We start from the raw sequence: 26944 nt of genomic DNA on the forward strand, positions 1-26944 counted from the left end.
TCCGGCGGCCTTCAGGAGGCTGTCAAGAGGTAGGTGCTGAACCTGCGCAGCGACGCCGTGTGCATCCTGGTCGCCATCCAGTCGGGGATCAGGCCCGCGAACGAGCGCTGCCGGTTGGTCACCTCCGTACCGGCGATCATGGCGGGACGCCGCGCGATCCGCGCCCTGGCCCGCTCGTACGCGCGCAGGTCGCCGCCGGCCGCCCGGGTCAGCAGCCAGGCGTCCTCCAGGGCCTGGTTGGCGCCCTGGGCCATGGTGGGCGGCATGGTGTGGGCGGCGTCCCCGGCCAGCGTGGTCGGGCCCCTGCCCCAGACCCGGGGGATCGCCTGCCGGTGGTGCGGGAAGAAGCCGACGTCCTCCATCGTCTCCAGCACCGCGGGCACCGGGTCGGCCCAGCCGCCGAACCGTTCGCGCAGCCGCGGCACGATGTCGGGGTCGTCCTGCCAGAACGGCCCGCCGGGCGACGCCTGGACGTCGAACCACCACAGCAACCGGCCCGCGCCCGCCGGGATCAGCCCGCACAGCTCCCGCCGTCCGGCGATCATCACAGCCCGGCGGGAGCGCGTCAGCGAGGTCGGCGCGGTGGTGAAGCCCTGCCAGGTGACCCAGCCGCTCAACGCGGCCCGATCCTCGCCCCACAGGGCGCGGCGCACCGCCGACCGGCGGCCGTCGGCTCCCACCAGCAGGTCGCCGCGCACGGTGCGGCCGCCGGTCAGCCGCGCCTGCGCCCGCTCCGGCTCGGCGTGCTCGACGCCCGCGCCGTAGACGACGGGCATGCCCGCCGACAGGGCCTCGACCAGCTCGCGCCGAGCCACGTGCACGCACGGATGCCCGTAGCGCCGCTCGGCCTCGGTGAGATCGACGGTGACCAGCCGGCGGCCGTCGTCGGCCCACGACTCCATGGTCTCCAGCCGCCGTCCCAGTCCCGCGTACCCGACGCCGAGCTCGTCGAGGATGGCCGTGCTGCCGGGCCAGAGGGTCACCGACCCGCCCGCCGTGCGCAGCTCGGACGCCTGCTCGTAGACCTCGACGTCGTGCCCCGCGGCCAGCAGCCCGCGCGCCGCCGCGAGCCCCGCCACCCCGGCCCCCGCCACGATTACCCTCATAGAAGCCTCACTTCAAGAGACTTCAAGTATCAGATACTGGGAGTATCACAATGCCCGCGCGCGGCCGCAAGCCCGATCCCACGGTCGACCACCGCATCAGGCGGGCCGCCACCGAGCTACTGCTCTCCCACGGCCTCGACTTCACCATGGACGACGTCGCCAAGGCGGCAGGCGTGGGCAGGGCGAGCGTGTTCCGGCGCTACGCCACCAAACGCGACATGCTGCTCGAATCAATCGGCGGCCTCATGGACACGCACGTCGCCGTCCCCGACACCGGCTCGCTCGAAGGCGACCTGCGCGTGGTGGTCTCCGACACCCTCGCCCTGTGGCGGCACCCCGGCGTCGCCCGCCTGACCAGGCAGCTGTACGGCGAGGCCGGCCGCGACCCCGCCGTGGCCGAGATCGTCCGCACCGGCATGCGCACCCGGATGCGGCGCTCGCAGGTCGTCTACGAGCGCGCGATCGACCGCGGCGAGCTGTCCCCGGACGCCGACCTGGAGCTCCTGACGGACCTGTTCGCCGGCCTGGTGGCCTACCGCGGGCTGCTCGACCTGCCCATGCCCGACGCCGAGGAGGTCGTCCACGTGCTGCTGCGCGGCTTTACGCCCAACTGACGGCCGGAATGTTAGCGGCGTGCAAGCGGGGATCAACCAGAGATCGCTAATGTCCTCCTCGTACGGAAAACCAACGAAGGGCACCAAAAATGACTCCCCCTCGCCGACTCGCCCTCGCAGTCGCGACGATCTCCCTTGCCGCTCTGTCCACCGCCTGCGGTGTCGGCCAGGCCGTTGACTGCAACAGCGCCGTCAACGAGCTCTCGAAGATCACCACCGAGTGGAGCGGCGCCATCACGAAGAACGCCACGGACACCGCGGCGCTCGGGGACGCCTCCAAGGCCGCCGCCGCCAAGACCAAGGAGCTCGCCGGCAAGTACGACGGCGACGTCGCGGCCGCGCTGAACGACTTCGCCGCCGGCTTCGAGAGCCTGCAGAGCGGCGACATCAGCAAGGCGACCGAGTTCAGCGGCAAGATGAGCGGCTTCACCTCGAAGATCACCGCCGCCTGCTCCTGACCGGTCCGCGGTCGCCGCACCGCCTGCGGGGGGCAGGTCGGCGCGGTGACCGCCTCATCCGGTCCGCCGCAACGGGGTACGGACAGGACCGGATGATCCCCTTACGCTTGCTGCCGTGACCGACGAAACGGTGATCGCACGGCCTCCGGCAGGCACCGCACTCCCCGCCAGAGTGCTCTTCCGCCACCGCGTGCGGGTCGGCGCCATCGCGCTGCTCGCCGCGGTGGCGTACGCCGTTCTCGGGCTGGTCAAGCTGGCCACCTTCCGGGCGACCACGTTCGACCTGGTGATCGTGGACCAGGCGGTGCGCAACTACGCCCGCCTCCGGCCGCCGTACGTGCCGGTGCTCGGCGTCTTCCACGGGCGCGGCACGGACTACCTCCAGCTCGCCGACCACTTCTCGCCGATCTACGCGCTGCTCGCGCCGTTCTACTGGGTGCACGACGGGCCCGAGACGCTCGTCGTGGCCCAGGCGCTGCTGTTCGCGGGGGCGATCCCGTTCCTGTGGCTGTTCACCCGGCGGGTGCTGGGCGCCGGGCCCGCCTATCTGGTCGCCGTGGCGTACGCGCTGTCGTGGCCGATCGCCCAGGCCGTCGCCTTCGACGCGCACGAGGTGATGTTCGTCCCGCTGCTCACCGCGATCATGATCGAGCGCTACCACGCCGGACGCGTGCTGCCGGCCTTCCTGGCGATGCTCGGGCTGCTGCTCGTCAAGGAGGACATGGGGCTGCTGGTGATCGGGGCCGGGCTGTACCTGTTCGTCGTCGGCGACCGGCTGCGCGGCGTCGTGTGCGCGCTGGTCGGCGCGGGGGCCGTCGTGCTCGTCCGGGGCCTGCTGATCACCTCGTTCGGCGGCGACAGCAAGGACTTCTGGGCCTACGGCCACCTCGGCCCCGACGCGCCCGCCGCGCTGCTGGCGATGCTGCGCGACCCGCTCGCCGCCCTGCTGCTGCCCTTCAGCGACGAGGCCAAGGTCGACACCCTGTTCCTGCTGGCCTGGCCGACGTTGCTGCTGTGCCTGCTGTCGCCGCTGTCGCTGGCGGCACTGCCGCACGTGCTCGAACGCCTGCTGTCCGACCGCCCCCAATGGTGGCAGGCCGACTTCCAGTACAGCGCGTTCACCGTGATCATCCTGTTCTGCGCGGGCGTGGACGGCCTGTCCAGGCTGCTGCGCTGGACCGGCCGCGCCGACCGGCAGGGGCTCAGGCTCGCCTGGGCCGCCGCGGTCTGCGCCGTCGCCCTCACGCTGGTGCCCAGGTTCGCGCTCGACCAGCTCTACCACCCCGCCTTCTACAAGGAGGACAAGGCCGCCGCGGCGGCCGAGGCGGTGAGCAGGGTGCCCTCGGGGGTGACGGTCGAGGCGGTCAACTCCGTGGGCCCGGCGCTGTCCTCGCGCACCACCGTCCTGCTGTGGAGCGCGGCCCCGCGCGGCGCGCCCTGGATCGTGGCCGACACCGCCCGCTGGGAGTTCCCCTTCGGCTCCGCCGACGACCAGCGCACCCGGGTCGAGCAGCTCCAGACCGAGGGCTACACGAAGGTGTTCGAACGCGACGGGTACGTCGTCCTCCGGCGGAACTGACCGCATAGCCCCGATGCCGCACAATGTCGGCATGGAGATGATCGTGCTCACCGGCGCAGCCGGCATGGTGGGGGGCGCCGTACGCGAGCGGCTCCGCCGGTCCGCCACCAGGCTCGTCCTGGCCGACCGGACGCCCATGGAGGCCGGGCCGGGCGAGGAGGCCGTCCGCACCGACCTGTCGGACCTGGCCGGGACCGTGGCGCTGGTCAAGGGCGCCGACGCGATCGTGCACCTGGCCGGGGTGCCCGACGAGGCGCCGCTGCCCGACCTGCTCGACGGCAACGTGCTGACCACCCACCGCGTGCTGGAGGCGGCCCGGCTGGCCGGCGTGCCGCGCGTGGTGCTGGCCAGCAGCAACCGCCTGACCGGCATGTACCCGGCCACCGCCGCGATCTCCCCCGACCTGCCGCCGCGCCCCGACGGCCTGTACGGCGTCAGCAAGGCCGCCGTCGAGGCCCTGGGCCGCCTGTACGCCGACAAGTTCGGCCTCGAAGTGGTCTGCCTGCGCATCGGCAGCCTGGAGCCCGAGCCCCAGGACGTCCGCCACCTGGCGACCTGGCTGAGCCCGCGCGACTGCGCCGGGTTCGTGCACGCCGCCGTCACCACGCCCGGCCTGCGCTTCCTGGCCGCCTACGCCGTCTCGGCCAACACCCGCCGCTTCTGGCTGCTCTCCCCCGAGCTCGGCTACGAGCCCGAGGACGACGCCGAGTCGTACGCCGCCCGCGTGACCGGCACGCCGGCCGCCTTCTTCGCCGACGGCGTCCCGCAGGGCGGCGACTTCGCCGCGCCGGAGTACACGCTGCGCAGGGGCGGGCTGGCCTAACGCCCGATCGCCTGCTCGTAGGCCCGGTCGAACCCCTCCAGCACCCCGGCCCACGAGCCCGCGACGGGCGGCGTCGAGCGGTTGTGGGCGGCGATCTCCCGGCGCAGCCCGGCGTCGGAGCACAGCCGCGCCACCGCCCCGGCCAGGTCGTCGAGCGTGCGGCCGAGCAGCCCCTCGGTGCCGTCCTTGACGAAGTCGGCGACGCCACTCTGGGCCCTGGCCACCACCGGCACGCCGGCCGCCCGCGCCTCCAGCGCCGCGATGCCGAACGACTCCCTGGGCGCCGGGGCCACGAAGACGTCGGCCGACTCCAGCAGCTTGGCGATCTGCTCGCGCGAGTAGCGGCCCGGCAGCGACACCCAGCCGGTCATGCCGTGCTCGGCCAGGAAACGTTCCATGCGGGCGCGCGCGGGGCCGTCGCCGACGATCGTGGCGCGCATCGGGATCCCGGCGGGCACCCGCGCCCGCGCCGCCCGCAGCAGCCTCAGCAGCCGTACGGGCTGCTTGCGCGGGGCCAGCCGGCCGACGGCCACCACGTGCACCTCCGCCCGCTCCGGCGGCACGCCGGGGGCGGGCGCCCAGCCCGACAGGTCGAGGCCGTTGGAGACCACCCGCACCGGCACGCCGGGCCCGGCCACCGCCCTGATAGGCGCCGCCGCGGCGGTGCTCACCGTGGTGGCCACCAGCCCCCAGCGCTGCCAGCCGAACGCCAGCCGCAGCAGCCGGTAGAGCGCCCGGGTGACCGGGTCCCACATGCTGTGCACGGTGACCACGCACGGCACCCCCGCCCGCCGCGCCGCCCGCACCCCCATCCAGGCGAACGGCGAGACCGCGCCGGTGTGCACGTGCACCACGTCGGGCCGGACGACGGAGACGCCCCGAGTGAGATGCCCCACTCCGAACGGATGCACCGGCAGGTCGAACGGCATCCTGGCGACGACCCTGCGCACGCCCGGCAGCGCCTCGCCCCTGGTCGCCGTGGCCACGACGACGTCGTGCCCGGCCTCGCGCTGCGCCCGCACCAGGTCGGCCACCTGGACCTCGATCCCCCCGAGTCGCGGCAGGTAACAGTCACTCACGTGAAAGATCCGCACCCCTCCCAGACTAATCTGGGCGTGTGCCTCCACGTACCGCGGTCTTCTTCCACGCCCATCCCGACGACGAGGCCCTGCTCACGGCGGGCACCATGGCGATGCTCGCGGCCGAGGGCCACCGCGTGGTGCTCGTGGTCGCTACCGCCGGCGAGCGCGGCCTGGCCGAGATCGGCCCCGGCGAGGAGCTGCGCGAGACCAGGCTCAAGGAGCTCTACGAGTCGGCCGCGCTGCTCGGCTGCGCCCGCGTCGAGTGCCTGGGCTACGGCGACTCCGGGCTCAGCCCCAAGGGCGGCGTCGCCGAGGAGCGGCCCGACAACGCCTTCATCGACGCCGACACCGAGGCGGCGGCCAGGGCCCTCGCGGCGATCCTGGAGGAGGAGAAGGCCGACCTGCTGTCGATCTACGACCCGGCCGGCGGCTACGGCCACCCCGACCACGTCCAGGTCCACCGGGTGGGCAAGCGGGCGGCGCAGATCGCGGGCACGGAGATCGTCCTGGAGGCGACGGTCAACCGCGACCCGCTGGTGCGGCTGCTGCGCATGGCGGGCCGGGTGTACAAGTTCCCGCCGGAGTTCGACGTGCGCACGTTCGAGAGCGCGTACTCGGCCAGCGACACGATCACCCACCGGGTCAACGTCCGCCGCTACGCCCGGCAGAAGCGCGCCTCGATGGCCGCGCACGCGTCCCAGGCCAGCGGCGGCGACAGCGACCGCACCCTCGCCGTCATGCTGAAGGTCCCCGGCCCGCTCTACCGCCTGGTCTTCGGCACCGAGTGGTTCGTACGCCGCGACCTGCCCCCGGGCGCTCGCCTGACTCACCCTTTCGACCCATGGCCGAAGTAGCACCTGAGGGTGACGTGCCGGCTCCGGCGACCCGTCAGACTGGTGGGCGATGAAGAACAAGCCGCTCCAGATCGCCCTGTCCGTCCTGTCGCTCGGGCTGGCCGTGCTGCTCGTGGTCTACCTGCCGCAGATCGTGCGCGCGCTCACCGGCAAGCCGGTCTCCTGGCACGAGATCGGCGCGGTCTTCGGGGCGCTCAGCTTCGGCCAGATCGCCCTGATGACGGCCCTGTGGCTGCTGAGCCTGCTGGCGTACACGTTCGTGCTGACCAACTCGCTGCCGGGGCTGAACAACCTCCAGGGCCTGACGCTCAACGCGGCGGGCAGCGCGGTCAGCAACCTGCTGCCGTTCGGCGGCGCGGTCGGGGTGGCGCTGTCGTTCGCCATGACCAGGGGCTGGGGCTTCGCCAACCGGCCCATCGTGGTGATGACGCTGGTCAGCGGCATCTGGAACACGCTGTTCAGGTTCATCCTGCCGGCCGTGGGCATCATCGCGCTGCTCATGGCGGGCGAGGTGCTCGACCCGACGTTCGTCAAGGCCGGCTGGACGGGCGCGATCTCCATCCTGGTGCTCTGCCTGGTCGTGGCCGTCGCCCTCTACTGGGACCGCGCCGCCGCCGTGCTCGGCCGGGCGCTCGACGGGCTCACCCGGCTGCTGCGCCTGAAGGTGCACGCCTCCGAGGCCTTCCACCGGCTGCGCGCCGACACCGCGGAGGTCGTCCGCACGCGCGCGCTCGGCCTGTCGCTCGGCATGGTGTTCTTCCTGGGCTTCCAGTGGGCCATCATGGCGGCCTGCATGACGGCCACCGGCGCCTGGCCGGGCCTGGCCCAGTCGATCGCGGTCTTCGCGCTGTCCCGCGTGCTCACCAGCGCCGTGGTCACGCCCAGCGGGGCCGGGATCATGGAGAGCGGGGTCGCCGCGCTGCTGATCACGTTCGGCGTGCCGGGCACTCCGGCCGTCGCGACAGCACTACTTTTCGGCTTCTGGACTTACACTATCGAGATCCCGTTCGGCGGTCTCGCGCTCGGCGCGTGGGCGCTCCTGCGCAGGCGCAACGGCCGGAACGCCGCCGCGGAACCCCCGCCCGCGATCTCGAAGGCCCCGCAGTGACAATCCCAAAGCCATCAAAGACCTTGTGCGCCCTTCGGAAGCCCGCATAGCGTGGCGGCTGACATGGTGGCGTTCCGGGTTCTGGGGCCAGTCGAGGCGTACGAACACGACGACGAACTCGACCTCGGCGGGTTGCGGCAGCGGGCCGTCCTCGCCCGACTTCTCGTGGCCAGAGGTCAGGTCGTGCCGGTTGACACGCTTCTTTACGATCTGTGGGACGACGACGCCGCCAAGGGCGCCCAGTCGGGCCTGCAGGTCTACATCTCCCGCCTGCGCAGGGTGCTCGAACCGGGCCGGCCGCGCGGCGGCCCCAACCGCCTGCTGGTGACCGTCGCCTCCGGCTACGCGCTGCGCGTGGCCGCCGAGCAGGTCGACGCGCTGCGCTTCGAGCAGCTGGTCAGGGCGGCGGGCGAGCACCTGGAAGAGGGCGACCCGCAGTCCGCCCGCGGCCGCCTGGAGAAGGCGCTCGGGCTGTGGCGCGGCACCCCCTACTCCGACTTCGCCGACCAGCCCTGGGCCGAGGCCGAGGTCAACCGGCTGGCCGAGCTGCGCCTGGTGGCCCGCGAGCGGCACGCCGACACCGGCCTGCGGCTGGCCCTGCACGCCGAGACCGTCCCCGACCTGGAGGCGCTGACCACCGAGCACCCGCTGCGCGAGGAGGGCTGGCGGCTGCTGGCGCTGGGCCTCTACCGCTGCGGCCGGCAGGGCGACGCGCTGGCCGCGCTGCGCAGGGCCAGGAACATGCTGGCCGACGAGCTGGGCATCGACCCCGGGCCGGCGCTGCGCAAGCTGGAGTCCGACATCCTGGCCCAGGCCCCCGAGCTGGAGCTGGCCGCGCCGCCGCGGCCCGCCCGGCCCGCCCCGGTCACCGACACCTGGCCGCCCCGGCCGGCCGCCGCCCACGTCGAGCCGCCGCCGCTGGAGCCCGAGCCGTTCGTCGGCCGCGACGCCGAGCTGGCCAGGCTGACCACGGCCGCCTCGCGCACCGGCCGCTTCCAGGTCGCGATCGTGACCGGCGTCGCGGGCGCGGGCAAGACCACGCTGCTGCGCCAGCTCGACGGCAGGCTCGGCGCCGACGGCTGGATCACCGCCTCCGGCGCCTGCCCCGACTCCAGCGCCACCCCGCCGGGCTGGGCCTGGGTCGAGATCCTGCGCTCGCTGATCGGCACGACCGGCGCCGGCGAGTACGCCCAGCTCCTGGCCCCCCTGCTCGACGACACCGCCCCCGACCCCGACGAGGACGAGGTCTCGGGCGGCTTCCGCCTGCACCGCGCGGTCGGCGGCTACCTGGCCGGCGTGGCCCGCCGGGCGCCGGTGCTGCTGACGCTGGAGGACCTCCACTGGGCCGACGACCAGACGCTGGCCCTGCTGCGCGCGCTGCCGAGCCTGCTGGCCACCAGCCGCGTCCTGCTGGTCGTGACGTGCCGGGAGAGCGAGCTCGACGACCGCCAGTCCGACGTGCTGGCCGCCCTGGCCCGGCTTGAGCCGCTGCGCGTGGGCCTGTCCGGCCTCGACCCCAAGGCCGTGGCCGAGCTGGTCAAGGCCACCTGCGTCCGCGAGATCGACGAAGACGCGGTCGAGTCCATCGTCGAGCGCACCGGCGGCAACCCGTTCTTCGTGCGCGAGACCGTCCGGCTGCTCGACGCCGAGGGCGCGGCCGACCGGGCCAGCGCCACGCAGGTGCTCTCCCGCGTGCCCTCGGGCGTGCGCGACGTGCTGCGGCGGCGCATCTCGCGGCTGCCCGCCGGCGCCCAGCAGATCCTGCTCCAGGCCGCGGTGATCGGCCGCGACGTCGACCTCGACGTGCTGGTCACGGTCGCCGGCGACGAAGACGCGGTGATCGAGGCGGTCGAGGCCGCGCTGCTGGCCGGGCTGGTGACCGAGCCGGGTCCCGGGCTGCTGCGCTTCGACCACGACCTGGTGCGCGACACGATCTACTCCGACGCCTCCCGCCTGCGCCGCACCCGCCTGCATGCCGCGGTCGCCGCGGTGATCGAGCAGCGCACGTCCTCCGACGTGGCGGCGCTGGCCCACCACTACTTCCTGGCCGACGCGGCCGAGAAGGCCGTCCACTACGCGGGCCTGGCGGCCGAGCAGGCCGAGCGGCGCTTCGCCCACCGCGAGGCGGCCACCCTGTGGGAGCAGGCCATCGCCGCCTTCGACCGCGGCGGTCCGCGCAAGGACGACAAGGGCCGCGAGTCCGAGCCGGAGCGTGCCAAGGAGCGGCTGCGGCTGATGCTCCGGCAGATCAAGGCGCTGGCCCTGTGCGGCGACATGACGGCGGCCAGGCTGCTGCGCCGCCAGGCCATGGACGCCGCGCTGCCGCTCGGCGACCTGGAGATCACCGCGAAGGTGGCCGCGTCGCTGGCGGTGCCGCACAAGGGCATGGCGCGCGACTTCACCCGTACCGCGTGGGAGATCGTCGACGTCACCGAGAAGGCGCTCATGGAGCTGCCGGCGGGCGAGCAGCGCCTGCGGGCGAGCCTGCTCACCACGCTGGCGCTGGAGCTGGAGGGCTCCTCCGCGCCCGAGCGCGGGCGGCAGGCGTCGCTGGAGGCGCTGGAGCTGGCCAGGCAGAGCGGCGACCCGACGCTGATCGCGGCGGCGCTGAGCGGCCGGCTGCGCCAGTCCTACGACATCCCGGCGGTCGACACCCGTGAGGGCATCGGCAGGGAGCTGCTGGAGGTCGCCCAGCGCTCGGGCCAGATGGCCACGCAGGCCCTGGCCCACCTGGTGCTGCTGGAGTGCGCGGCGGCCAGGGGCGAGTTCGCGGTCGCCGACGAGCACGCCGCCGCCGCCGACCGCCTGGCCAAGCAGTACGACCTGTCCGCGCCCGCGGCCGTCGTCGTCTGGTACGCCGGTCAGCGCCTGATGATCGCCGGCGACTACGCGGGCGCCGAGCGCGCCTACCGCGAGGCCGCCAGGATGACCGCGCGGGCCGGCATGCTCGAAGGCCGTCAGGACCTCCCGCTGATCACCGCGTTCTGCCTGCACCTGGTCGACGGCCGGGCGGCCGAGACCGTCGACCTGCTGGCGGCGGCCCACCAGCGCGGCGCCAAGTGGACGCTCGACGCCTACGCCCTCGCCCTGGCCTCGGCCGGGCACCTCAACGACGCCAGGGCCGTGGCCGCCACCCGCCCGCCCGTCCGGCCCGACTTCCTGTACGAGCTGGTGATGACCTGGCGGGCCCTGGCGGGCATGCTGCTCGACGACCGCGAGCGCATGGTCGACTGCTACGACAAGCTCAAGCCGTTCGCCGACCGGGTGGCCGGGGCGGGCACGGGCGTCGTGGCGTTGTGGCCGGTGGCGCTGACCCTGGGCGACCTGGCCATCCGGCTGGGCCAGCCCGACGCGGCCCGCGAGCACTACGAGAAGGCTCTTGAGGTGGCCCAGCGGGTGGGCGTGCCGCGCTGGGTGGAGGCGGCGCGCCGCTCGGTCAGCAGCTCACCTGGAAACGCTCGCTCGTGACGGTCCCGCCGGGCCGGGCGATCAGCTCGACCCGGTACCACCCGGCGTTGCCGGAGATCTGCGGCTGCCACTCCACGCTCCGGCTGCCGCCGGCGAACCCGGAGTGGTCGGCCAGGTAGGTGCGCCACGTCCCGGTGGCCGGGCTCCAGCGCGACAGCCTCCAGCGGTACAGGACCGTCGTGCCGGGCCGCGGGTTGACCAGCAGGCCGCGGGCCAGGAACGACTTGCCGCAGCCGGGGGCGCCGTCGGTCAGGGCGCTGAGGGCGATCTCGCCCGCCCGGACGGGGGCGCTCTGCCGGGCCGGGGCGGTGATGGGCAGCTCGCGGGCCGAGAGGGTGACGGTCCGCACCGGCTCGGCGGCCGATCCGGCGCTGCTGTAGGCGGACAGGCCGACGTATGCGCTGGTGAAGGCGAGCGCGGCCACGAAGAGCTTGACCGCGTTGGCGGTACCGCCGGCCAGGACCACCGCACTTCTCGACGACATGATCAACACCCCTTTTGCTCAGTTCAGGTATAGGGCGAGATGGTTGAGGGGTGGTTGTCGGCTACTTGCAGCCGGTGGCCCGGCCTTGCAAGCTGATGTGGCGGAACGCCTCTTCCTTGACTAAGGTAAGGCTGACCTAAGACGTGGAGTGGGGGTGAGCGGGCTCATGTGGCATGCGGCTGCCGCCCTCCCCGATCCCGCCCGGCCGTTCTGGTTCGGGCTGCCGTACTGGCTGGTGGGGGCCGTCCTCATCCTGGCCCTGTTCGGCGCGTTCCAGGTCTACTACTGGGTCGGCCGCAAGCTCGGCGAGAAGCTCTACGAGTCCAAGGTCGGCGTGCGGCTCGGCCGCGAGCGCATCGAGCGGATCGAGGGCGTCGTCGAGAAGTGGGGCGCGCTGGCCGTCTACGGCTGCTTCTGGGTGCCCATGCTGCGGCACACGCTGCCGTGGGTGGCGGGCGCGCTGCGGGTGTCCTACCCCTGGTACGTGGTGGCGAGCGCGCTCGGCTGCCTGACCTGGGCGCCCATCTGGTGGTTCGGGCTCACGGCGCTGGTGTGGGGCTGGCTGCAACTGGCCGCCCGCTCGCCCGTCAGCGCGCTGGTGCTGCTGCTCGCGGTCGCGGCCGGCGTGGCCTGGTTCTTCGTCCGCCGCCGGCGCAAGGCCCTGGCCTCCTAGATCGCGGCCGGGGTCTGGTCGTCGATGGCGGCCTCGGGAGCGTTCCTGCGCACGGTCTCGATGCCGTTGACGCAGGCGGCCTTGCTCGGGTAGCCCTCGCCCACGGCCAGCGTCTGCCCGTTGTTCGCGACGAGCGCGAAACGGAACGTGCCCCGCTCGTCCTGACTGATGATGAATCTGCCTGCCACGGCCTCGTCTCCCCGCAGATGTCGGATCTATCAAGCATTTACCCCCAACTGAGGGCCACTTACGGCCGAGTTTCGCAAACCAACCGTTGATCTCCTGCGAACATGTCTGGCATGCGTATTGGGGGTTTCATCGGCTCTGCCGTACTCGCGTTGGTTGTGGGGATCTCTTACCCGGCGTCCGCCGCGCGGGCCGCCGACGTCCCGACCGTGAAGGCGGAGGCGGCATATGTAGTGGACTCGGACGGAACGATCCACTTCGCGAAGCGGGAGACCCGGCGGGTGCCGGTCGCCAGCCTGGTCAAGGTGATGACGGCCTACGTCGTCCTGCGCGAGGGACGCCTGAACGAGCCGATCACCGTCACCGCCGCCGACACGAAGCACGCCACCAGCAACGGCGCGACCACGGCCGGCCTGCGGAAGGGCGAGCGCCTCACCGCCCGGGACCTGCTGTACGGCCTCATGCTCCCCTCGGGCGCCGACGCCGCCAACGCCCTGGCCAGGAAGTACGGGCCGGGCAAGACCGCGTTCGTGGCCAAGATGAACCGGGCCGCGCGCTCGCTCGGCCTCGGCGACACCCGCTACACCAACCCCGACGGGCTGCCCACGCCGGCCAACGGCGGCTACTCGACCGCCGTGGACCAGGTCAAGCTGGCGCAGCGGGCGATGGCCGACCCGGTCTTCCGCACGGTGGTGGGCAGCAAGGTGTACAAGGTCGCCAAGTCGGGCCTGCACGGGGCGCACACCTGGCGCAACTCCAACAAGCTGCTCGGCCGCTCCCCGGACGTCCTGGGCGTCAAGACCGGATACACGAACGCGGCGCAGTACTGCCTGCTGTTCGCGGGCGACCGCGGCGGCAGGCGCGTGTTCGGCGTCCTGCTCCACGACGGGGACGAGCGCCGCTTCAGCACCGCTGAGCAACTGCTGGACTTCGCGGGCGAGCAGATCGCCGGCGGCTGACCCTCCGGGAGCCGCCCGGCCCGCGGGTCGGCCGCGGATCAGCCGAAGGTGAGCCGGCCCGCCGCCGACAGCGTGCCCAGGCCGCCGGTCGCGCAGGCCAGCAGGCCCATGGCGGGCGTGATCGTGCCGCTGACGCGCTCGCGGGCCAGCGGCCCCGCCACGACCGTGCCGGTCAGGAAGCTGTCGGCCGGGCTCTGGGTGGCCATCCGGTCGGCCCGCGTGCGCACCTCCGAGGTGCCGACCGGCCGCCCGTCGAGGCCGAACCAGGTGATGCGGGCGGTGCCGTGGACCTGCCGGGCGCTCGCGCACGAGGCCCGGCCGACGCTCTTCAGCGTGACCCAGCCCGAGCGCAGGTAGGGGGCCGAGCCGTCGCCCGACAGGCAGCCGGTGAGCTGGAGGTTGCCGCGGGCCGACACCGGCTTCGCGGTCAGGCCGATGCGCGGGCTGAAGGTCAGCGGCCGGCCGGCCGGCGAGCTGACGGCACAGGTCAGGGCGCTGCGGTCGGCGGAGGCGCCCCACGGGTGCGCAGCCGCGAACGCGGGCGGGATCGTCCGGACGGGCGAGATCGTGAGCGCGGGCGGGGCCGTGAGCGCGGGCGGGGCCGTGAGCGCGGGCGGGGTGGCCGCGACCGCGGCCGCGATGATCCAGGTCGGCTTCACAGGGCCTCCGTCGGTCGCTCTGGGTGATCGGCGGATCACATCTTGCCGCATCCCGTCGTGATTGAGGCTGCCGATCTCGGGTAACGGCTCGTCGCAACCGACGCCACCCAGGCGGACTTCCGCCGCCGGAAGCCGACCCCACGGTCGATTCACGCAGATAGGGTGGTGAATGTACCCCTCCGCAATAAGGAAGATCATGGCGGAATTCATCGAAGTCCGCACGACGATCGAGGGCCATGAGCAGGCCGCCGCGCTCGCGCACACGATCCTGCTCGCGGGGCTGGCCACCTCGATCGACATCGCGGAAGTCCCGGCCGCGAAGGCCGGGGTCTCCTGGCAGCTCACCCTCGTCACACCACGCGAACAGGCCGCCGAGCTGGCGGCGCACATCGGCGCGAACGGCGGCGCCGGCGCCGTCGAGGCCCAGCCGGTGCTGCACGACATCGACGCCTACCCCGACTGGCTCACCGAGGACACCGACCGCCCCTGACCGGCTACTCCGGCGGCCGCTCCCACTCCCAGCGCGGCACCTCGCGCAGCGGGTGGAGCTGGTCGTCGGTCTCGGCGTGGGAGTTCTGCAACGCCACCTGCGTGCCGAACTCCACGTGCGAGCGGAGCGAGGCCCGGAACGGCTCGTCGCCGGGCAGCCCGGCCGCGTCGGCGGCCTCCATGTACAGCTCGACGAACCGCCGCCGCTGGGCCTCCTCGATGCCCAGCCCGCGGTGCGCCTCGATGAGCAGCGGGAAGCCGCCCATCTCCGCCGAGAACGTGTCGGGGCCGCCGAACGTCTCGACGGTGAAGGCGGTCAGGTTGTCGACGTGGCTCGCCTTGCCCTCGCCGAAGAGCGGCTGGAGCAGCGGGTCGGCCAGCAGGCTGCGGTAGAAGATCTCGATGAAGCGGCGTAAGCCCTCTTCGCCGCCGGCGTGCTCGAACAGGGTCTGCATGATTACAGGGTTACACCCCTGTTCGAAGCGCCACCAGACCCATTCGCGCGCCCTCGGACGGTCAGCGCGCGGCCGAGCGCATCAGCCCGTGGCAGGCGATCGCCGCCGCGGCCACCACGTTGAGCGAGTCGACGCCGGCCTCCATCGCGGCCGGGCTCATGGGGATGCACACGGCGTGGTCGGCCTCGTGCAGCCAGTGGGAGGACAGGCCGTCGCCCTCGGCGCCGAGCAGCAGCGCCACCCGTTCGCCCATCGGGACCCGGTCGAGGGGGACCGCGCTCTGGTCGGGGGTCAGCGCCAGGGTCTGGAACCCCGCCGCCCGCAGCTCGCCGAGGCCGGTGTACCAGTCGTCGAGCCGCGCGTACGGGACCGAGAAGACCGCGCCCATGGAGACCTTCACCGCCCGGCGGTAGAGCGGGTCGGCGCAGCGCGGCGAGAGCAGGACGCCGTCCACGCCGAGCGCGGCGGCGCAGCGGAAGATCGCGCCGACGTTGGAGTGGTCGACCAGGTCCTCCAGGACGAGCAGCCGGCGGGCCCCGCCCTTGATCAGGGTCTCGGCCGCGGGCAGCGGCAGGCGTCGCATGGAGGCCAGCGCGCCGCGGTGGATCTGGAAGCCCGCGATGCCGGTCATCAGCTCGTCGCTCACCTCGTAGACGGTGGCGTCGCCGATGACGTCGGACAGCGACTCGTACCAGCGCCGGGTGGTCAGGACCGAGCGGATGGGGTAGCCGGCGGCGATGGCCCGCCTGATCACCTTCTCCCCCTCGGCGAGGAACAGGCCGCGCTCCGCCTCCAGGCTCTTGCGCAGCTCGACGTCCCGCAGCCGGGTGTAGTCGGCGATTCGGGGGTCGTCGGCGTCGAACACGTAGTCAGGCACCTTCCGATACTGCCATGCGCCGCCTGACCTGCCAGACGATCGCGTAGCAGGCCAGGACGGCCGAGAGCCCGACCACGGTGCCCGCGCCCGTCTTGGTGAGCACGCTGCGGAAGCCGAACGCGGGGTTGGGCTCGTCCACCAGCGGCCACAGCAGGGCGCCGGCGACCGTGCCGAGCGCGCAGGCGGCCAGCACGGCCCACCGTACGGCGGGCGCGAGCCGCAGCCGGCCCGGCACGTCGGCAGACTCCGTACGGGACTCGGCGCGGGACAACGCCCGCCAGGCCCACCACACGACCACTGCCAGCCCGACGGCCGACGAGGTGTACTGGAGCACGCTGAAGAGCCTGGTGGTGCCGAAGACGGGGGTGTCCGGCCAGGAGCCCCAGTGGGCGGAGGCGTAGGAGTGGGTGAAGGAGTCCCAGAACAGGTGGGTGGCCGAGCCGATCACGCCGCCGGCCGCCACCGGCAGGATCCTGAGCCGGCCCGGCCGCAGGAGCGCCGCGGCCGGCCCGGCCAGGGACGGCGGCAGCAGCGAGATCAGCGGATCGCGCAGCACGAGATGGAACAGCGGCAGGAGCAGCAGCACCGCGGCCAGGTCGAGGGTGAGCACGCCCTGCCAGGAGTGCCAGTCGCCGTAGACCGGCAGGAACGGCAGGAAGATCGGCAGGTCGGGGACCATCGCCCCGAGCGCGAGCGCCCACGGATCGGCGAACCGCCGCGCCCGTCCGGAGGCCATCAAGGGCAGCACGGCGGCGATGTGACTGGGCGTGAACGGCACGATCCCTCCCCCGGACGCGATCACCGCCATTATCCGGTGAATCTTGAACATCCTTTGCCGCACAGGGCTTAAGGTCACTCTGGGTCATGGGTACGTTACGTAACGCTGTCGACGGCCGGATAGCCGGGAGTTCGGGGGTTCATGGTGTCTGACCAGCGGATTCATGAGCATCCGGCCGCGACGGCCGACTGGCTGCGGGCCGCCCGCGCCGCGCGTGCGCTGTCGGTGGCCACGCTCGCCTGGCTGGCGGTGGAGAGCACGCTGGGCCTGGCCGCCGGGCTGTCGGCGCATTCCGTCGCACTGATCGGGTGGGGTCTGTCGGCCTTCGCCGAGGCCGGGGCGAGCCTGATCGTGGTGTGGCGCTTCACCGGCGCGCGCACGCTCTCGCCGCACGCCGAGACCACCGCCAGGCGCGCGGTGGCGGTGAGCTTCTGGCTGCTCGCGCCCTACCTCGTCGTGCACGTCGCGCACGACCTCGACGCCGGCCACCGGGCCACGCCGACCGCGCTCGGCATCGTGGTCACGACGGTCAGCCTGCTCAGCATGCCCGCGCTGGGGCTGGTCAAGCGGCGGCTGGGGGCGCGGCTGGCGTCGGCGGCGACGTCCGGCGAGGGCACCCAGAACCTGATCTGCGCCGCCATGGCGGCCGGCGTGCTGGCCGGTCTGTGGCTGAACACGCTGGGCTGGTGGTGGGTGGATCCGGCCATGGCGGTGGCCCTCGCGGCGGTCGCGGTGCGTGAGGGAGCGCGCGCCTGGCGCGGTCACGCCTGCTGCCATTGACCGCGACTCTCCGTAATAGGTGCACCAAAAGAGTGGTTTTGCCACACAGAGCCCACCGAGTAGTGTTCCCGGAGTATTGCGGAGCAACTCCCGCTAGGGTCTCCGGAAGGTCTCAACACACCTAAGAGGACATCGTGGGGCGACACCGGACAGACGAGCTCGACGGCGGCTACCGAGCCCAGGAACCACCCTCCCGCAGGCGGTCGGTCAGCGGGCGTGGCAGGGTGCTCGTACCGCTGGCCGGGGCCGTCGCGCTGGCCGTGCTCCTCGGTGTCGCGGCGTTCGTGATCTTCAATCGGGAGCACGACTGCTCGGCCGGCAAGCTGCCGCTGCGCGTCGTGGCCACCCCCGACATCCACCCCGCGCTCGGCAAGATCGCCGCCAACTACACCAAAGCCCTGCACTCGATCGACAGCAAGTGCGTCGAGGTCACCGTGACCAGGGAGGCGGCGGCCAAGACCGCGAACGGGCTGGCCGCCGGCAAGTCCGGCGCGGACGTGTGGGTGGCCGACTCCAGCCTGCTGGTGAGCAACCTCCGCAACTCCCCCGCGGGCTCGGCGCTGCCGGAGCCGGCCGGCTCGGTCGCCCTGTCGCCCGTCGTGCTGGCCGCGGCCAAGTCCGCCGCGGCGAAGCTGTCCGGCAGCCTGACGCCGAGCTGGGCGGGCATGATCGCGGCGGCCAACGTGGCCAATCCCGACGGTCCCGGCAGGAAGGTCCGGGTGCTGGCGCTCGACCCGCAGAAGAACTCCGCCGGGCTGGCCGCGCTGCTGGCCGCCGCCACCTCGGCCAAGGAGGCCGGGCAGAACAAGGCGCTGGTGGGCGCGCTGAAGGAGATCTCCGGCCAGCTCGCCTCCGACCCGGCGGCGCTGCTGGCCAGCCTGACGGTGAAGTCGGGCAGCAAGGTGCCGGTCGGCGTCGCCTCCGAGCAGGCCGTCTACGCCCACAACGCCAAGAAGCCCGAGGCCCCGGTGGTCGCCCTCTATCCCAAGGAGGGCACGCTCAGCCTCGACTACCCGATCACGATCGTCACCAAGGACCCGGCGGTCCAGAAGGCGGCCGCGGACTTCAGGCAGGACCTCGGCACGGACGCGGCCAAGAAGATCCTGCGCGACGCGGGCTTCCGCAGCCCCGACGGCAAGGCCGGCGACGCGCTGACGAAGGAGAAGGGGTTCGTCCCCGACAAGCCGGAGGCGCTGCCGAGGCCCGACGCCAAGAGCGTGGCCTCGATGGTCCAGACCTGGTCGCGCCTGAACCTCGGCACCCGGCTGCTCACCCTGCTCGACGTCTCCGGCACGATGGCGCTGCCCGTACCCGGCACGAACATGACCCGCATGCAGGCCATCAACAAGATCGCCATGGAGGGCCTGGGGCTGTTCCCGGCCGACTCCGAGCTGGGCCTGTGGACGTTCTCCACCCACATGGACGGACAGGGCAAGGACTGGCAGGAACTCGTCTCCGTCGGCCCGCTGGCCGAGTCCACCAACGGCGTGCTGCGCAAGCAGGCATTGGTCCGGCAGTTCGGGCAGATCCATGCCAAGGCCACCGGCGACACCGGCCTGAACGACACCATCAAGGCCGCCTACGGCGAGCTGACGAAGACGTACCAGGAAGACAAGATCAACACCCTGCTGATCCTGACGGACGGCGCGGGCAACGACGACCCCGACGGCGGCGTCTCGAACGCCCAGATCCTGCAGTACCTCAAGAAGACCTACAACCCGAAGCGGCCGATCAGCATCCTGCTCATCGCCTTCGGCCCGGAGGCCGAGGCGGGCAGGAAGCAGATGGACACGCTGGCCAAGACGACCGGCGGCGAGGCCTACATCGCCAAGGACGTGCTCCAGGTCCGCGACTTCTTCCTCCAGGGCATGGAACGCCGCCTCTGCGCCCCCGACTGCGACGGCTGAGCCACTCCCGTCACACCGATCACGACGTCATGCCGAATGGGCATGAGCGCGGCCGCGCCGGTCAACCTGGCCGATCGAGGCGGCGTCCTCTCCCGCGTGGGGGCTTGAACGCCCGTTCCACCCGCGGGGAGGGGAATCCGTGCCTGGATGGCCGACGGCCGGCCGCGCCGACGATCAGGAACTGGTCGCCGCTCTGCGGCGCGCCGACACCGACGCTCCCGCCGCCCTGTACGACTCCTACGGCGAACGGCTCTACGACTACGCCCTCTCGCTGATCGGCGACCGGGACTCGGCCGCCGACGCCGTGCACGACGCCCTGGTGACCGCCCAGGGCTGCGTGGACCGGCTCAAGGAGGCCGGCCGCCTGCGCGCCTGGGTGTACGCGCTGACCAGGTTCCAGGTCCGGGCCAGGATGGCGCACCGCGGCACGCCCGCCGGGGGCCTGCCGCAGGCGCATCCGTCCGCCGCGCCGGCCGGGGAGCCCGACTCCGAGCTGGCCGGGCTGGTCCGCGAGACGCTGGGCGAGCTGAGCGGGAACGAGCGCGAGATCGTCCTGCTGTCGCTGCGGCACGGCCTGACGCCGGTGGAGGTGGGCTCGGTGCTGGGGCTGACCTCCCGTCAGGCCGCCGGCCGGCTGGGCCGGGCCCGTGACCAGCTGGAGAACGCGGCCGCGGCGGTCGTCCTGGCGAAGACGGGCCGGGCGCACTGCCCGGACCTGTCGGCGATGGTGGACTCCTGGGAGGGGCCGCTCACGCCGTTGCTGCGGCGGCGGCTGTCGGGGCACATCGCCGGGTGCGAGGTGTGCACCGAGGGCAAGCACCGGCAGGTCGCGGCCTCGCGCCTGCTCGACCTGGTGCCGGTCGAGTTCGCGTCGCTCTCGCTGCGCCGCCGGGTGGTGGACACCTGCGTCGATCCCGGGCGCGACCAGACCAGGACGCTGATCACCGACCGCGGCGACAACTTCGACCGGACCGGCTTCCCGGTGGCCGCCGGGCGGCGCTCGCGCCGCCGCCGTCCGCGCCGTCTCGGGCCGGTGGTGCTGGCCGGGGCGTGCGTGCTGGCCGCGACCGGGGCGGTGGTCGTGATGAACGGCGGCGACGCCGCGCAGACCGCGCTCACCCTGACGCCCACCCCCGCTCTCTCCCCCTCCGCCGACCTCACGCCGGAGCCGGTGCCGGAGGAGGACGACGACGTGACGCCCGAGCCCACGCCGAGCGCCGACCCGCCGGAGACGTCCCCGTCCGAAACGCCGACGGTCCGGCGGCCCGCCCGGCGGCCCAGCGGCGGGCCGGCCGCGCCGACGGTGAGCCGCCGCAGGCCCGCGCCGGTCGCCCGGCTCGGCACGACGTGCCCCGCCTCGATCGCGGGCGCCGCCAAGATCGGGCTGCGCGCCCGCAACGCCGCGGTCTCCTGGGTGGCGACCGCCTCACAGGGCCTGGACGTCTTTCCCGCCAGCGGTTCGGTCAAAGCGGGAGGCTCGGTGTCGATCTGGGTGACCGTCGTGGACCCGAGCTCCGGCGGCCGCGGCCGCGTCTCGTTCACCTCGAACGGCGGCGCCGCCAGTTGCTCGCTGGCCTGGAACGCCGACCGCGCCCCGGAGTCCGATCCACCCGCCGATCCGCCCACGCCCACCGCCGAGCCGTCCGAGGCGCCGAGCGAGGGGCAGAGCTCGAATGTGGACGCGGCACCACAAGGGTGACGAACAACTCCCCAGCAGAAGCGGACATAACGGGATAAACAGGACCCTGGCTCGAACATCATAGGCCACATAGGGCATTCTGGTTAGCTTGGGGAACACGTCCGGAAACCCGGAGTCACCACGTCGTGTGGCGGAAGTCACATGACAAACTTCGCCATGCCGGTGAACCTCAAGGGCTCACCAAGCGTCGGCATTGACGTGCCCGGACCAGGATTGGTCCCATGAAATTCGATCAACCATGTCTTGACCAGAAAGAGCAGGAGAGAAACAGGAGATGCTCAAGCACCGCAGAGCGCTGGCATGGCTGCTGGCGCTCGCCTGCATAGCGGGGGCCGTGGTCGCGCTGTTCGACCTCGACACCCCGCTGCGCCCGTTCTTGATCTCCCTGTTCCTCATGGTGGTGCCGGGGGCGGCGGTGGTGGGACTGTTGCGCGATCGTGACCCCCTTGCCGCACTATCAGTAGGAGCCGCGGCCAGCCTCGTCCTGAACGTGCTCCTCGCCGAAGCCATGCTGCTGTTCAACGCATGGTCGCCCAGAGCCGGCGTGGCGACGGTCGCCGTGCTCGGCGGGTTCATGTACGTGCTTCGCGTGTTGTACCGGGGGAAGAACATGCAGACCGAACAGGGGGCCAGGGCAAGGTGAACATCCAGGTAGTACGCCCGAGAGACCTCGGAGACTCCGAACGCGCCCGATGGCGCGAGCTCCAGAAGGCCGATCCGAGTCTGGACAACCCGTTCCTGTCCGTCGAGTTCGCCGTGGCGATGGACCGCCTGCGTGACTACGTGAGGGTGGCGGTCATCTCCGACGGCAACCGCATCGCCGGGTTCTTCCCGTACGAGCGGCACAGCTTCGGCATCGGCAAGCCGCTCGGCGGCTTCCTCACCACCTGCCACGGCCTGATCGCGGTCCCCGACCTGCAGCTCGACGCCAAGCAGCTGCTGCGCGCCTGCAAGCTCAGCGTGTTCGACTTCGACCACCTGGTCGCCGGCCAGCCGACGTTCGCCCCGTACGAGGCCGACGTGCGCCCGGCCCCCGTGATGGATTTCACCTCCGGCTTCGACTCCTGGCTGGAGCAGGTCAAGGCCAACTCCCCCAAGAACCTCAAGACCGTCCGCTACAAGGAGCGCAAGTTCGGCCGGGAGCAGGGCGGGCTGCGCTTCGAGTGGAACGCCACCGACCCCGAGGTCCTGCGCACGCTCCTGGCCTGGAAGTCCGACCAGTACCGGCGCACCGGCCGGGTCGACCGGTTCGCCCAGCCGTGGATCGTCGAACTCATCGACATGATGCATGCCGAGAAGTCATCGGACTTCTCCGGCATCCTCACCATGCTTTATGCCGGGGACGTGCCCGTCGCCGGGCATTTCGGTCTCCGAACCGCCACGACGCTTGTAGGGTGGTTCCCCGCCTACGACACCGAGTACGCCCGCTACTCGCCCGGCATCGTCCACCATCTGCAGATGGCCGAGGCCGCCGCGAACGACGGGATGCACATGGTCGACATGGGCAAGGGCGGCAAGGAGTACAAAGACTGGCTCAAGAGCGGGGTCCTGTACGTTGCCGAGGGCCGCATCTCCCGTCCGTCCGCGACAGCGGCCGTCCACTGGATGGGCCGAACTCCTTTCAACAAAGCTCGAACAATCGTGTTGGATCGACCGTCTCTCTATAAGGCGGCCGACCGCGTCCTCAAGGGCTTTGGTCGGGTGCGCACCTCGATGCAGCAGCAGCAGGAGTCACCCAATGTAGTCAAGGAACCAACGGGAGCCGGCTGAGCGCTCCCGGCACCACCCCCCGGCACCAGCACACACCCTCACTCCACAGGACCCAACAATGCACCGCTCGTCGGCTCCGCCATTCCCGCAGCACCCGGGGATGACTCCGTGCGGTGAGCAGGGCCGGGTCCCGGAAGGATATCCCTCGCCATGAGTCCCGAGATCACCAAGCACAACGGCAAGGTCCAGAAGTCCCCCTTGCGTTCCATGCCGCCCCCTTCGAGCTTCACGCCGGTCACCCCTCACCTGGCCATTTCCCCTACGGTGAGCGTGGTCGTCCCGGCGATGAACGAGGCCGAGAACCTGCCGCACGTCTTCGCGACGATCCCCCAGTGGGTCGACGAGATCGTGCTCGTCGACGGCAACTCCGTCGACGACACCGTCGAGGTCGCCAAGCGCCTGCGGCCCAACGTGAAGATCGTCACGCAGACCGGCAAGGGCAAGGGCGACGCCCTGTCCGCCGGCTTCGCCGCGTGCACCAGCGACATCATCGTCATGATCGACGCCGACGGCTCGACGGACGGCCGCGAGATCATCTCGTTCGTGGGCGCCCTCGTGACCGGGGCCGACTTCGTCAAGGGCTCGCGCTACGCCGCCGGCGGCGGCAGCGACGACCTGACGCTCAACCGGCGCCTGGGCAACAAGGTCCTCACCGGCATCGTCAACGTGATGTACAAGACCAGCTACACCGACCTGTGCTACGGCTACAACGCGTTCTGGGCGCGTCACCTCGACGTGCTCGACCTCGACTGCGACGGCTTCGAGGTCGAGACCCTGATGAACGTGCGGGCGGCCAAGGCCGGGCTGAAGGTGCACGAGGTGCCGAGCCACGAGCGCAACCGCATTCACGGCGAGAGCAACCTGCGTGCCGTACGAGATGGCTTCCGTGTGCTCAAGACGATCCTGAAGGAGTGGCGCCGCCAGCCCTCCGCCCCTCAGCCTGAGCCCACCGCCACTCCCGCCGCTGACCGAGGCGTCGCGTAAGAGGAACCGTTGTGAACACGTCTGTTGTCATCTGCGTCTACACAGAAGAGCGCTGGGAGGACATCAGGCAGGCAGTCGAGTCGGTCGAGAACCAGAGCCGCCCGGCACACGAGCTGATCCTGGTGGTCGACCACAATCCGGACCTGCACCTGAAGCTCAAGCGCGCCTATCCACAGGCCATCGTGGTGGAGAACACGCACGAGCAGGGGCTGTCCGGCGGCAAGAACACCGGCGTGGCCACGGCCACCGGTGAGATCGTCGCGTTTCTCGACGACGACGCGGTCGCCGACGCGGGGTGGCTGGAGGCTTTGGAGGAGGGCTTCCAGGAATCCGGTGTGGTGGGCGTGGGCGGGCGTACCGACCCCTTGTGGGCGTCGAAGCGCCGGCCCCGCTGGTTCCCGTACGAGTTCGACTGGACCGTCGGGTGCACGTACCGCGGCATGCCCGCGGTGCGCGCCCCGATCCGCAACGTCATGGGCGGCAACGCCGCCTTCCTGCGCGAGGTCGTCGCCGAGGTCGGCGGCTTCCACAGCGGCATCGGCCGCAGCGTGCAGGGCCGCAAGTCGCGCCCGCTGGGCTGCGAGGAGACCGAGTTCTGCATCAGGCTGAGCCAGCGCAAGCCGGGCTCGGTCATGCTGTTCGAGCCCCGCGCGGTCATCGGGCACAAGGTGTCCAGGCAGCGCGAGGGCTTCGCCTACTTCAGGTCCAGGTGCTACGCGGAGGGCCTGTCGAAGGCCCTGGTCACGCGGGAGGTCGGCACCCAGGACGGCCTGGCCAGCGAGCGCGCCCACGCCATGAAGACGCTGCCGCTCGGCGCGCTGCGCGGCCTGGGCGACGCCCTGCGCGGCGATCCGTCCGGGCTCGGCAGGGCCGCCGCGATCGTCGTCGGCCTGGCCTGGACGACCTGGGGTTACGTGGTTGGCACGGCACGGCTGAAGGTGGCACGCTCATGATCCGCATTCCGATCCTGATGTACCACTCGGTCAGCGACAGCCCCAACGACGAGACCCGGCCGCACGCCGTGCGGCCGTCCGACCTGGCCGAGCAGCTCGCCTACCTGTCGGAGAGCGGGTTCACCCCGCTCACGCTGGGCGACCTGGTGGCCGCGCTGAACAAGATCGACGGCCGTACGGTGCCGGCCAAGCCGATCGTCCTGACCTTCGACGACGGCTACGCCGACTTCCACAGCCAGGCGCTGCCCCTGCTCGACCGCTACAACTTCCCGGCCACGGTCTTCCTGACCAGCGGCTGGGTGTCCGACGCCGGCAAGGACGCGGCGGGCCGTCCGCTCGACGACATGCTGTCGTGGGGCCAGGCCCGCGAGGCCGCCCAGAACGGCATCGAGATCGGCGGCCACAGCCACAGCCACCCGCAGCTCGACCAGCTCCGCACCGACGACCTGCGGCAGGAGCTGCGCAGGAACAAGGGCCTGCTGGAGGAGAAGATCGGCGCGCCGGTCGCCACCATGGCCTACCCCTATGGCTACTCCAGCGCCCGGGTCCGCCACGAGGTGCGCAAGGCCGGCTACTTCGCCGCCTGCGCCGTGAGCAACACCATCGCGGCCGACCGCCACGACATGCTCGCCATCCCCCGGCTGACGGTCGGCAAGCCGACGACCATCAGCATGTTCAAGCGCGCCGTCGAAGGCAACGCCGTACCTCTCATCTACCTGCGCGAACGCATCCTCACCAAGGGGTACGCGGTCGTCCGGCGGACGAGGTACGGGCTGCAGCGGGTGCGCGGAAATGTCTAGCCTGCGGGAAAAGCTCCTCCGCGACCTCAGCAATCCGCTCTTCCGCCAGGGTTACGCCCTGATGGCCAACACGGTCGTCACGGGCACCCTCGGCATGGGCTACTGGCTGCTCGCGGCGCACTTCTACACCCCCGAGGAGTTCGGCCGCGGCCAGGCGGTGATCACCGCGATGCGGCTGTTCGCGTCGCTGACCGCGCTCGGCTTCGTGGGCGCGCTGGCCCGCTTCCTGCCGGTGGCCGGGCGGCGCACGCCCGAGCTCATCCTGCGCGGCTACGGCCTGGCCGCCGCCACGGGCGGGGTCGCGGCGCTCGGCTTCCTGCTGACGCTGCCGCTGTGGGGGAAGACGTACTCGGTGCTGGCCGGGTTCGGGCCGGGGCTGTTCTTCCTGGCCTCGGTGCTGGTGTGGGCCGTCTTCACACTCCAGGACGTCGTGCTCACCGGCCTGCGCAAGGCCACCTGGGTGCCGGTCAACAACCTGGTGTTCGGCCTGGTCAAGATGGGCCTGCTGGTCGCGCTGGCCAGTGCGCTGCCCGACGGCGGGATCTTCGTCTCGTGGATGATCCCCACCGCGCTCGCGCTGATCCCGGTCAACTGGCTGATCTTCGGCGTCGTCGTGCCCCGGCACGTCAAGAGCCTCGGCACCGCCCACGAGCCGCCCGGCCTGCGGCAGATCGGCCGCTTCCTGGCCGGCGACTTCCCCGGCACCCTGTCGATCCTGGCGATCGTCTACCTGGTGCCCGTGGTGGTGGCGACCAAGGTGGGCGAGGCCACGTTCGGGCGCTTCTCGATGGCCCACACGCTGGCCAGCATGATCGAGCTGCTGGCCATGAACATGGCGGTGTCGCTGACGGTCGAGGGCTCGTTCGACCGTTCCAAGCTGGCCCTGAACTGCCGGCGGGCGCTGCGGCGCGGCTTCATGATCGTGACTCCCATCATCGCGGTGGCGATCATCGGGGCGCCGCTGATCCTGACCGTCTTCGGCGCCGAGTTCGCCGACGAGGGGTCCACGCTGCTGCGGCTGATGGCGCTGGCCGTGCTGCCGCGGGTGCTGATCGAGGTGTACCTGAGCGCGTTGCGGGCGCAGAGCCACGCGCGCACGCTGGCGCTCGTGCAGATCGGGCTGGCGGTGCTGGTGCTGGTGTCCACGGTGGCCCTCTTCCCGCAGTTCGGAGTGAACGCGGTGGGTTACGGGCTGCTCTTCAGCGAGCTGCTGGTGGCACTTCTGATCTTCGGAAATCTACGCAAAATACTCAATTTTGGTGAAACTGGGCAGCCGACTGTCACTCAGGGGTCGTCCGGGGCCGCATGATGGTCAACGTGAGGCAACGGGACGGCGATGGCATGACTAAGGGGAAGACCGGCTCCTCCGACGTTCGCAAGGACGCCGGGGAGGAGACAG

At 71.9% G+C, this 26944-nt stretch carries 27 protein-coding genes; 19 read left to right on the forward strand and 8 right to left on the reverse strand.

Features of this window, described 5'->3' with window-relative positions; all coding sequences use genetic code 11:
* Window positions 1-11: 11 nt before the first annotated feature.
* Window positions 12-1106 (reverse strand): FAD-dependent oxidoreductase, encoded by a 1095-nt coding sequence (locus tag ACIBST_RS15270; RefSeq protein ID WP_397172084.1) that lies wholly within the window; start codon window positions 1104-1106, stop codon window positions 12-14.
* A gap of 50 nt (window positions 1107-1156) precedes the next feature.
* Here ACIBST_RS15270 and ACIBST_RS15275 point away from each other — a divergent pair, with 50 nt between their 5' ends.
* From ACIBST_RS15275 to ACIBST_RS15290, 4 genes are all read left to right on the forward strand, one after another.
* Window positions 1157-1720, forward strand: a complete 564-nt coding sequence (locus ACIBST_RS15275) for a TetR/AcrR family transcriptional regulator (RefSeq protein WP_397172086.1) — start codon at window positions 1157-1159, stop codon at window positions 1718-1720.
* A gap of 89 nt (window positions 1721-1809) precedes the next feature.
* Entirely contained in the window at window positions 1810-2178 is a 369-nt protein-coding gene (locus tag ACIBST_RS15280; protein ID WP_397172088.1) for a hypothetical protein, read from the forward strand.
* A 115-nt stretch (window positions 2179-2293) separates the two neighbouring features.
* Window positions 2294-3757, forward strand: coding sequence for a DUF2079 domain-containing protein (locus ACIBST_RS15285; RefSeq protein ID WP_397172090.1), 1464 nt, complete (start codon window positions 2294-2296; stop codon window positions 3755-3757).
* Between the two features lie 31 nt (window positions 3758-3788).
* A complete protein-coding gene (locus ACIBST_RS15290; protein ID WP_397172092.1) occupies window positions 3789-4580 on the forward strand; it encodes an NAD-dependent epimerase/dehydratase family protein in 792 nt (263 codons plus the stop codon).
* Here the strand turns inward: ACIBST_RS15290 and ACIBST_RS15295 are convergent.
* Window positions 4577-5659 (reverse strand): glycosyltransferase, encoded by a 1083-nt coding sequence (locus ACIBST_RS15295; protein WP_397172094.1) that lies wholly within the window; start codon window positions 5657-5659, stop codon window positions 4577-4579. The genes ACIBST_RS15290 and ACIBST_RS15295 overlap by 4 nt on opposite strands.
* 38 nt (window positions 5660-5697) lie before the next feature.
* Between ACIBST_RS15295 and ACIBST_RS15300 the strand changes: the two genes are divergently transcribed.
* The 3 genes from ACIBST_RS15300 to ACIBST_RS15310 all read left to right on the forward strand — a co-directional run bounded on the left by ACIBST_RS15300 (window position 5698) and on the right by ACIBST_RS15310 (window position 11092).
* Window positions 5698-6516, forward strand: coding sequence for a PIG-L deacetylase family protein (locus tag ACIBST_RS15300; RefSeq protein ID WP_397172096.1), 819 nt, complete (start codon window positions 5698-5700; stop codon window positions 6514-6516).
* Window positions 6517-6565: 49 nt separating this feature from the next.
* Window positions 6566-7624 (forward strand): lysylphosphatidylglycerol synthase domain-containing protein, encoded by a 1059-nt coding sequence (locus ACIBST_RS15305; RefSeq protein ID WP_397172098.1) that lies wholly within the window; start codon window positions 6566-6568, stop codon window positions 7622-7624.
* A gap of 63 nt (window positions 7625-7687) precedes the next feature.
* Window positions 7688-11092 (forward strand): BTAD domain-containing putative transcriptional regulator, encoded by a 3405-nt coding sequence (locus ACIBST_RS15310; protein WP_397172099.1) that lies wholly within the window; start codon window positions 7688-7690, stop codon window positions 11090-11092.
* On the opposite strand, the gene ACIBST_RS15315 is transcribed toward ACIBST_RS15310, so the two are convergent.
* Window positions 11061-11576 carry a hypothetical protein gene (locus ACIBST_RS15315; protein ID WP_397172101.1) on the reverse strand — a complete coding sequence of 172 codons (516 nt, stop codon included), beginning with the start codon at window positions 11574-11576 and terminating at the stop codon, window positions 11061-11063. The genes ACIBST_RS15310 and ACIBST_RS15315 overlap by 32 nt on opposite strands.
* 154 nt (window positions 11577-11730) lie before the next feature.
* Here ACIBST_RS15315 and ACIBST_RS15320 point away from each other — a divergent pair, with 154 nt between their 5' ends.
* A complete protein-coding gene (locus ACIBST_RS15320) occupies window positions 11731-12249 on the forward strand; it encodes a DedA family protein (RefSeq protein WP_397172102.1) in 519 nt (172 codons plus the stop codon).
* Here ACIBST_RS15320 and ACIBST_RS15325 read toward each other — a convergent pair.
* Complete coding sequence (locus ACIBST_RS15325) at window positions 12246-12437, reverse strand: DUF1508 domain-containing protein (protein WP_357978304.1); 192 nt, start codon at window positions 12435-12437, stop codon at window positions 12246-12248. The two genes, ACIBST_RS15320 and ACIBST_RS15325, sit on opposite strands and share 4 nt — an antisense overlap.
* Before the next feature lie 156 nt (window positions 12438-12593).
* On the opposite strand from ACIBST_RS15325, the gene ACIBST_RS15330 reads away from it, so the two are divergent.
* A complete protein-coding gene (locus tag ACIBST_RS15330) occupies window positions 12594-13394 on the forward strand; it encodes a D-alanyl-D-alanine carboxypeptidase family protein (RefSeq protein WP_397172104.1) in 801 nt (266 codons plus the stop codon).
* 38 nt (window positions 13395-13432) lie between these two features.
* Here ACIBST_RS15330 and ACIBST_RS15335 read toward each other — a convergent pair whose 3' ends face one another.
* On the reverse strand, window positions 13433-14053 hold the full coding sequence (locus tag ACIBST_RS15335; protein WP_397172106.1) for a hypothetical protein: 621 nt from the start codon (window positions 14051-14053) through the stop codon (window positions 13433-13435).
* A gap of 196 nt (window positions 14054-14249) precedes the next feature.
* Here ACIBST_RS15335 and ACIBST_RS15340 point away from each other — a divergent pair, with 196 nt between their 5' ends.
* Window positions 14250-14543: a hypothetical protein gene (locus ACIBST_RS15340; RefSeq protein ID WP_397172108.1), complete on the forward strand. Its 294-nt coding sequence runs from the start codon at window positions 14250-14252 to the stop codon at window positions 14541-14543.
* 4 nt (window positions 14544-14547) lie between these two features.
* On the opposite strand, the gene ACIBST_RS15345 is transcribed toward ACIBST_RS15340, so the two are convergent.
* The 3 genes from ACIBST_RS15345 to ACIBST_RS15355 all read right to left on the reverse strand — a co-directional run bounded on the left by ACIBST_RS15345 (window position 14548) and on the right by ACIBST_RS15355 (window position 16652).
* On the reverse strand, window positions 14548-14997 hold the full coding sequence (locus ACIBST_RS15345; protein ID WP_397172110.1) for a group II truncated hemoglobin: 450 nt from the start codon (window positions 14995-14997) through the stop codon (window positions 14548-14550).
* A 61-nt stretch (window positions 14998-15058) separates the two neighbouring features.
* Window positions 15059-15874 (reverse strand): TrmH family RNA methyltransferase, encoded by an 816-nt coding sequence (locus ACIBST_RS15350; RefSeq protein ID WP_397172111.1) that lies wholly within the window; start codon window positions 15872-15874, stop codon window positions 15059-15061.
* The gene (locus ACIBST_RS15355) at window positions 15867-16652 is read right to left on the reverse strand and encodes a DUF4184 family protein (protein ID WP_397172113.1); all 786 of its coding nucleotides are present in this window, start codon (window positions 16650-16652) and stop codon (window positions 15867-15869) included. Before ACIBST_RS15355 ends, ACIBST_RS15350 begins: the two co-directional genes overlap by 8 nt.
* Before the next feature lie 141 nt (window positions 16653-16793).
* Between ACIBST_RS15355 and ACIBST_RS15360 the strand changes: the two genes are divergently transcribed.
* From ACIBST_RS15360 to ACIBST_RS15400, 9 genes are all read left to right on the forward strand, one after another.
* A complete protein-coding gene (locus ACIBST_RS15360; protein ID WP_397172115.1) occupies window positions 16794-17432 on the forward strand; it encodes a hypothetical protein in 639 nt (212 codons plus the stop codon).
* A 134-nt stretch (window positions 17433-17566) separates the two neighbouring features.
* Window positions 17567-19339, forward strand: coding sequence for a substrate-binding domain-containing protein (locus ACIBST_RS15365; RefSeq protein WP_397172117.1), 1773 nt, complete (start codon window positions 17567-17569; stop codon window positions 19337-19339).
* Window positions 19340-19478: 139 nt separating this feature from the next.
* A complete protein-coding gene (locus tag ACIBST_RS15370; protein ID WP_397172119.1) occupies window positions 19479-21038 on the forward strand; it encodes a sigma factor in 1560 nt (519 codons plus the stop codon).
* Between the two features lie 274 nt (window positions 21039-21312).
* Window positions 21313-21681, forward strand: a complete 369-nt coding sequence (locus ACIBST_RS15375) for a hypothetical protein (protein WP_352327059.1) — start codon at window positions 21313-21315, stop codon at window positions 21679-21681.
* Window positions 21678-22808, forward strand: coding sequence for a GNAT family N-acetyltransferase (locus ACIBST_RS15380; RefSeq protein ID WP_397172120.1), 1131 nt, complete (start codon window positions 21678-21680; stop codon window positions 22806-22808). Before ACIBST_RS15375 ends, ACIBST_RS15380 begins: the two co-directional genes overlap by 4 nt.
* Window positions 22809-22958: 150 nt before the next feature.
* Window positions 22959-23792, forward strand: coding sequence for a glycosyltransferase family 2 protein (locus tag ACIBST_RS15385; RefSeq protein WP_357978338.1), 834 nt, complete (start codon window positions 22959-22961; stop codon window positions 23790-23792).
* Window positions 23793-23803: 11 nt separating this feature from the next.
* Window positions 23804-24745, forward strand: a complete 942-nt coding sequence (locus ACIBST_RS15390) for a glycosyltransferase family 2 protein (protein WP_397172122.1) — start codon at window positions 23804-23806, stop codon at window positions 24743-24745.
* The gene (locus ACIBST_RS15395) at window positions 24742-25545 is read left to right on the forward strand and encodes a polysaccharide deacetylase family protein (protein ID WP_358288009.1); all 804 of its coding nucleotides are present in this window, start codon (window positions 24742-24744) and stop codon (window positions 25543-25545) included. The genes ACIBST_RS15390 and ACIBST_RS15395 overlap by 4 nt, the downstream gene beginning before the upstream one ends.
* Complete coding sequence (locus tag ACIBST_RS15400) at window positions 25538-26854, forward strand: lipopolysaccharide biosynthesis protein (protein ID WP_397172124.1); 1317 nt, start codon at window positions 25538-25540, stop codon at window positions 26852-26854. The genes ACIBST_RS15395 and ACIBST_RS15400 overlap by 8 nt, the downstream gene beginning before the upstream one ends.
* Window positions 26855-26944 lie beyond the last annotated feature (90 nt).

This window comes from Nonomuraea sp. NPDC049684, from assembly GCF_044465345.1.
Taxonomy (GTDB): Bacteria; Actinomycetota; Actinomycetes; order Streptosporangiales; family Streptosporangiaceae; genus Nonomuraea.

What these genes read in the sequence shown, in the direction of transcription:
- ACIBST_RS15270 (WP_397172084.1), bottom strand. Translation starts at nt 1,106, where the DNA reads ATGAGGGTAATCGTGGCGGGGGCCGGGGTGGCGGGGCTCGCGGCGGCG.
- ACIBST_RS15275 (WP_397172086.1), top strand. Translation starts at nt 1,157, where the DNA reads ATGCCCGCGCGCGGCCGCAAGCCCGATCCCACGGTCGACCACCGCATC.
- ACIBST_RS15280 (WP_397172088.1), top strand. Translation starts at nt 1,810, where the DNA reads ATGACTCCCCCTCGCCGACTCGCCCTCGCAGTCGCGACGATCTCCCTT.
- ACIBST_RS15290 (WP_397172092.1), top strand. Translation starts at nt 3,789, where the DNA reads ATGGAGATGATCGTGCTCACCGGCGCAGCCGGCATGGTGGGGGGCGCC.
- ACIBST_RS15305 (WP_397172098.1), top strand. Translation starts at nt 6,566, where the DNA reads ATGAAGAACAAGCCGCTCCAGATCGCCCTGTCCGTCCTGTCGCTCGGG.
- ACIBST_RS15310 (WP_397172099.1), top strand. Translation starts at nt 7,688, where the DNA reads ATGGTGGCGTTCCGGGTTCTGGGGCCAGTCGAGGCGTACGAACACGAC.
- ACIBST_RS15315 (WP_397172101.1), bottom strand. Translation starts at nt 11,576, where the DNA reads ATGTCGTCGAGAAGTGCGGTGGTCCTGGCCGGCGGTACCGCCAACGCG.
- ACIBST_RS15340 (WP_397172108.1), top strand. Translation starts at nt 14,250, where the DNA reads ATGGCGGAATTCATCGAAGTCCGCACGACGATCGAGGGCCATGAGCAG.
- ACIBST_RS15345 (WP_397172110.1), bottom strand. Translation starts at nt 14,997, where the DNA reads ATGCAGACCCTGTTCGAGCACGCCGGCGGCGAAGAGGGCTTACGCCGC.
- ACIBST_RS15360 (WP_397172115.1), top strand. Translation starts at nt 16,794, where the DNA reads ATGGTGTCTGACCAGCGGATTCATGAGCATCCGGCCGCGACGGCCGAC.
- ACIBST_RS15375 (WP_352327059.1), top strand. Translation starts at nt 21,313, where the DNA reads ATGCTCAAGCACCGCAGAGCGCTGGCATGGCTGCTGGCGCTCGCCTGC.
- ACIBST_RS15385 (WP_357978338.1), top strand. Translation starts at nt 22,959, where the DNA reads ATGAGTCCCGAGATCACCAAGCACAACGGCAAGGTCCAGAAGTCCCCC.
- ACIBST_RS15395 (WP_358288009.1), top strand. Translation starts at nt 24,742, where the DNA reads ATGATCCGCATTCCGATCCTGATGTACCACTCGGTCAGCGACAGCCCC.
- ACIBST_RS15400 (WP_397172124.1), top strand. Translation starts at nt 25,538, where the DNA reads ATGTCTAGCCTGCGGGAAAAGCTCCTCCGCGACCTCAGCAATCCGCTC.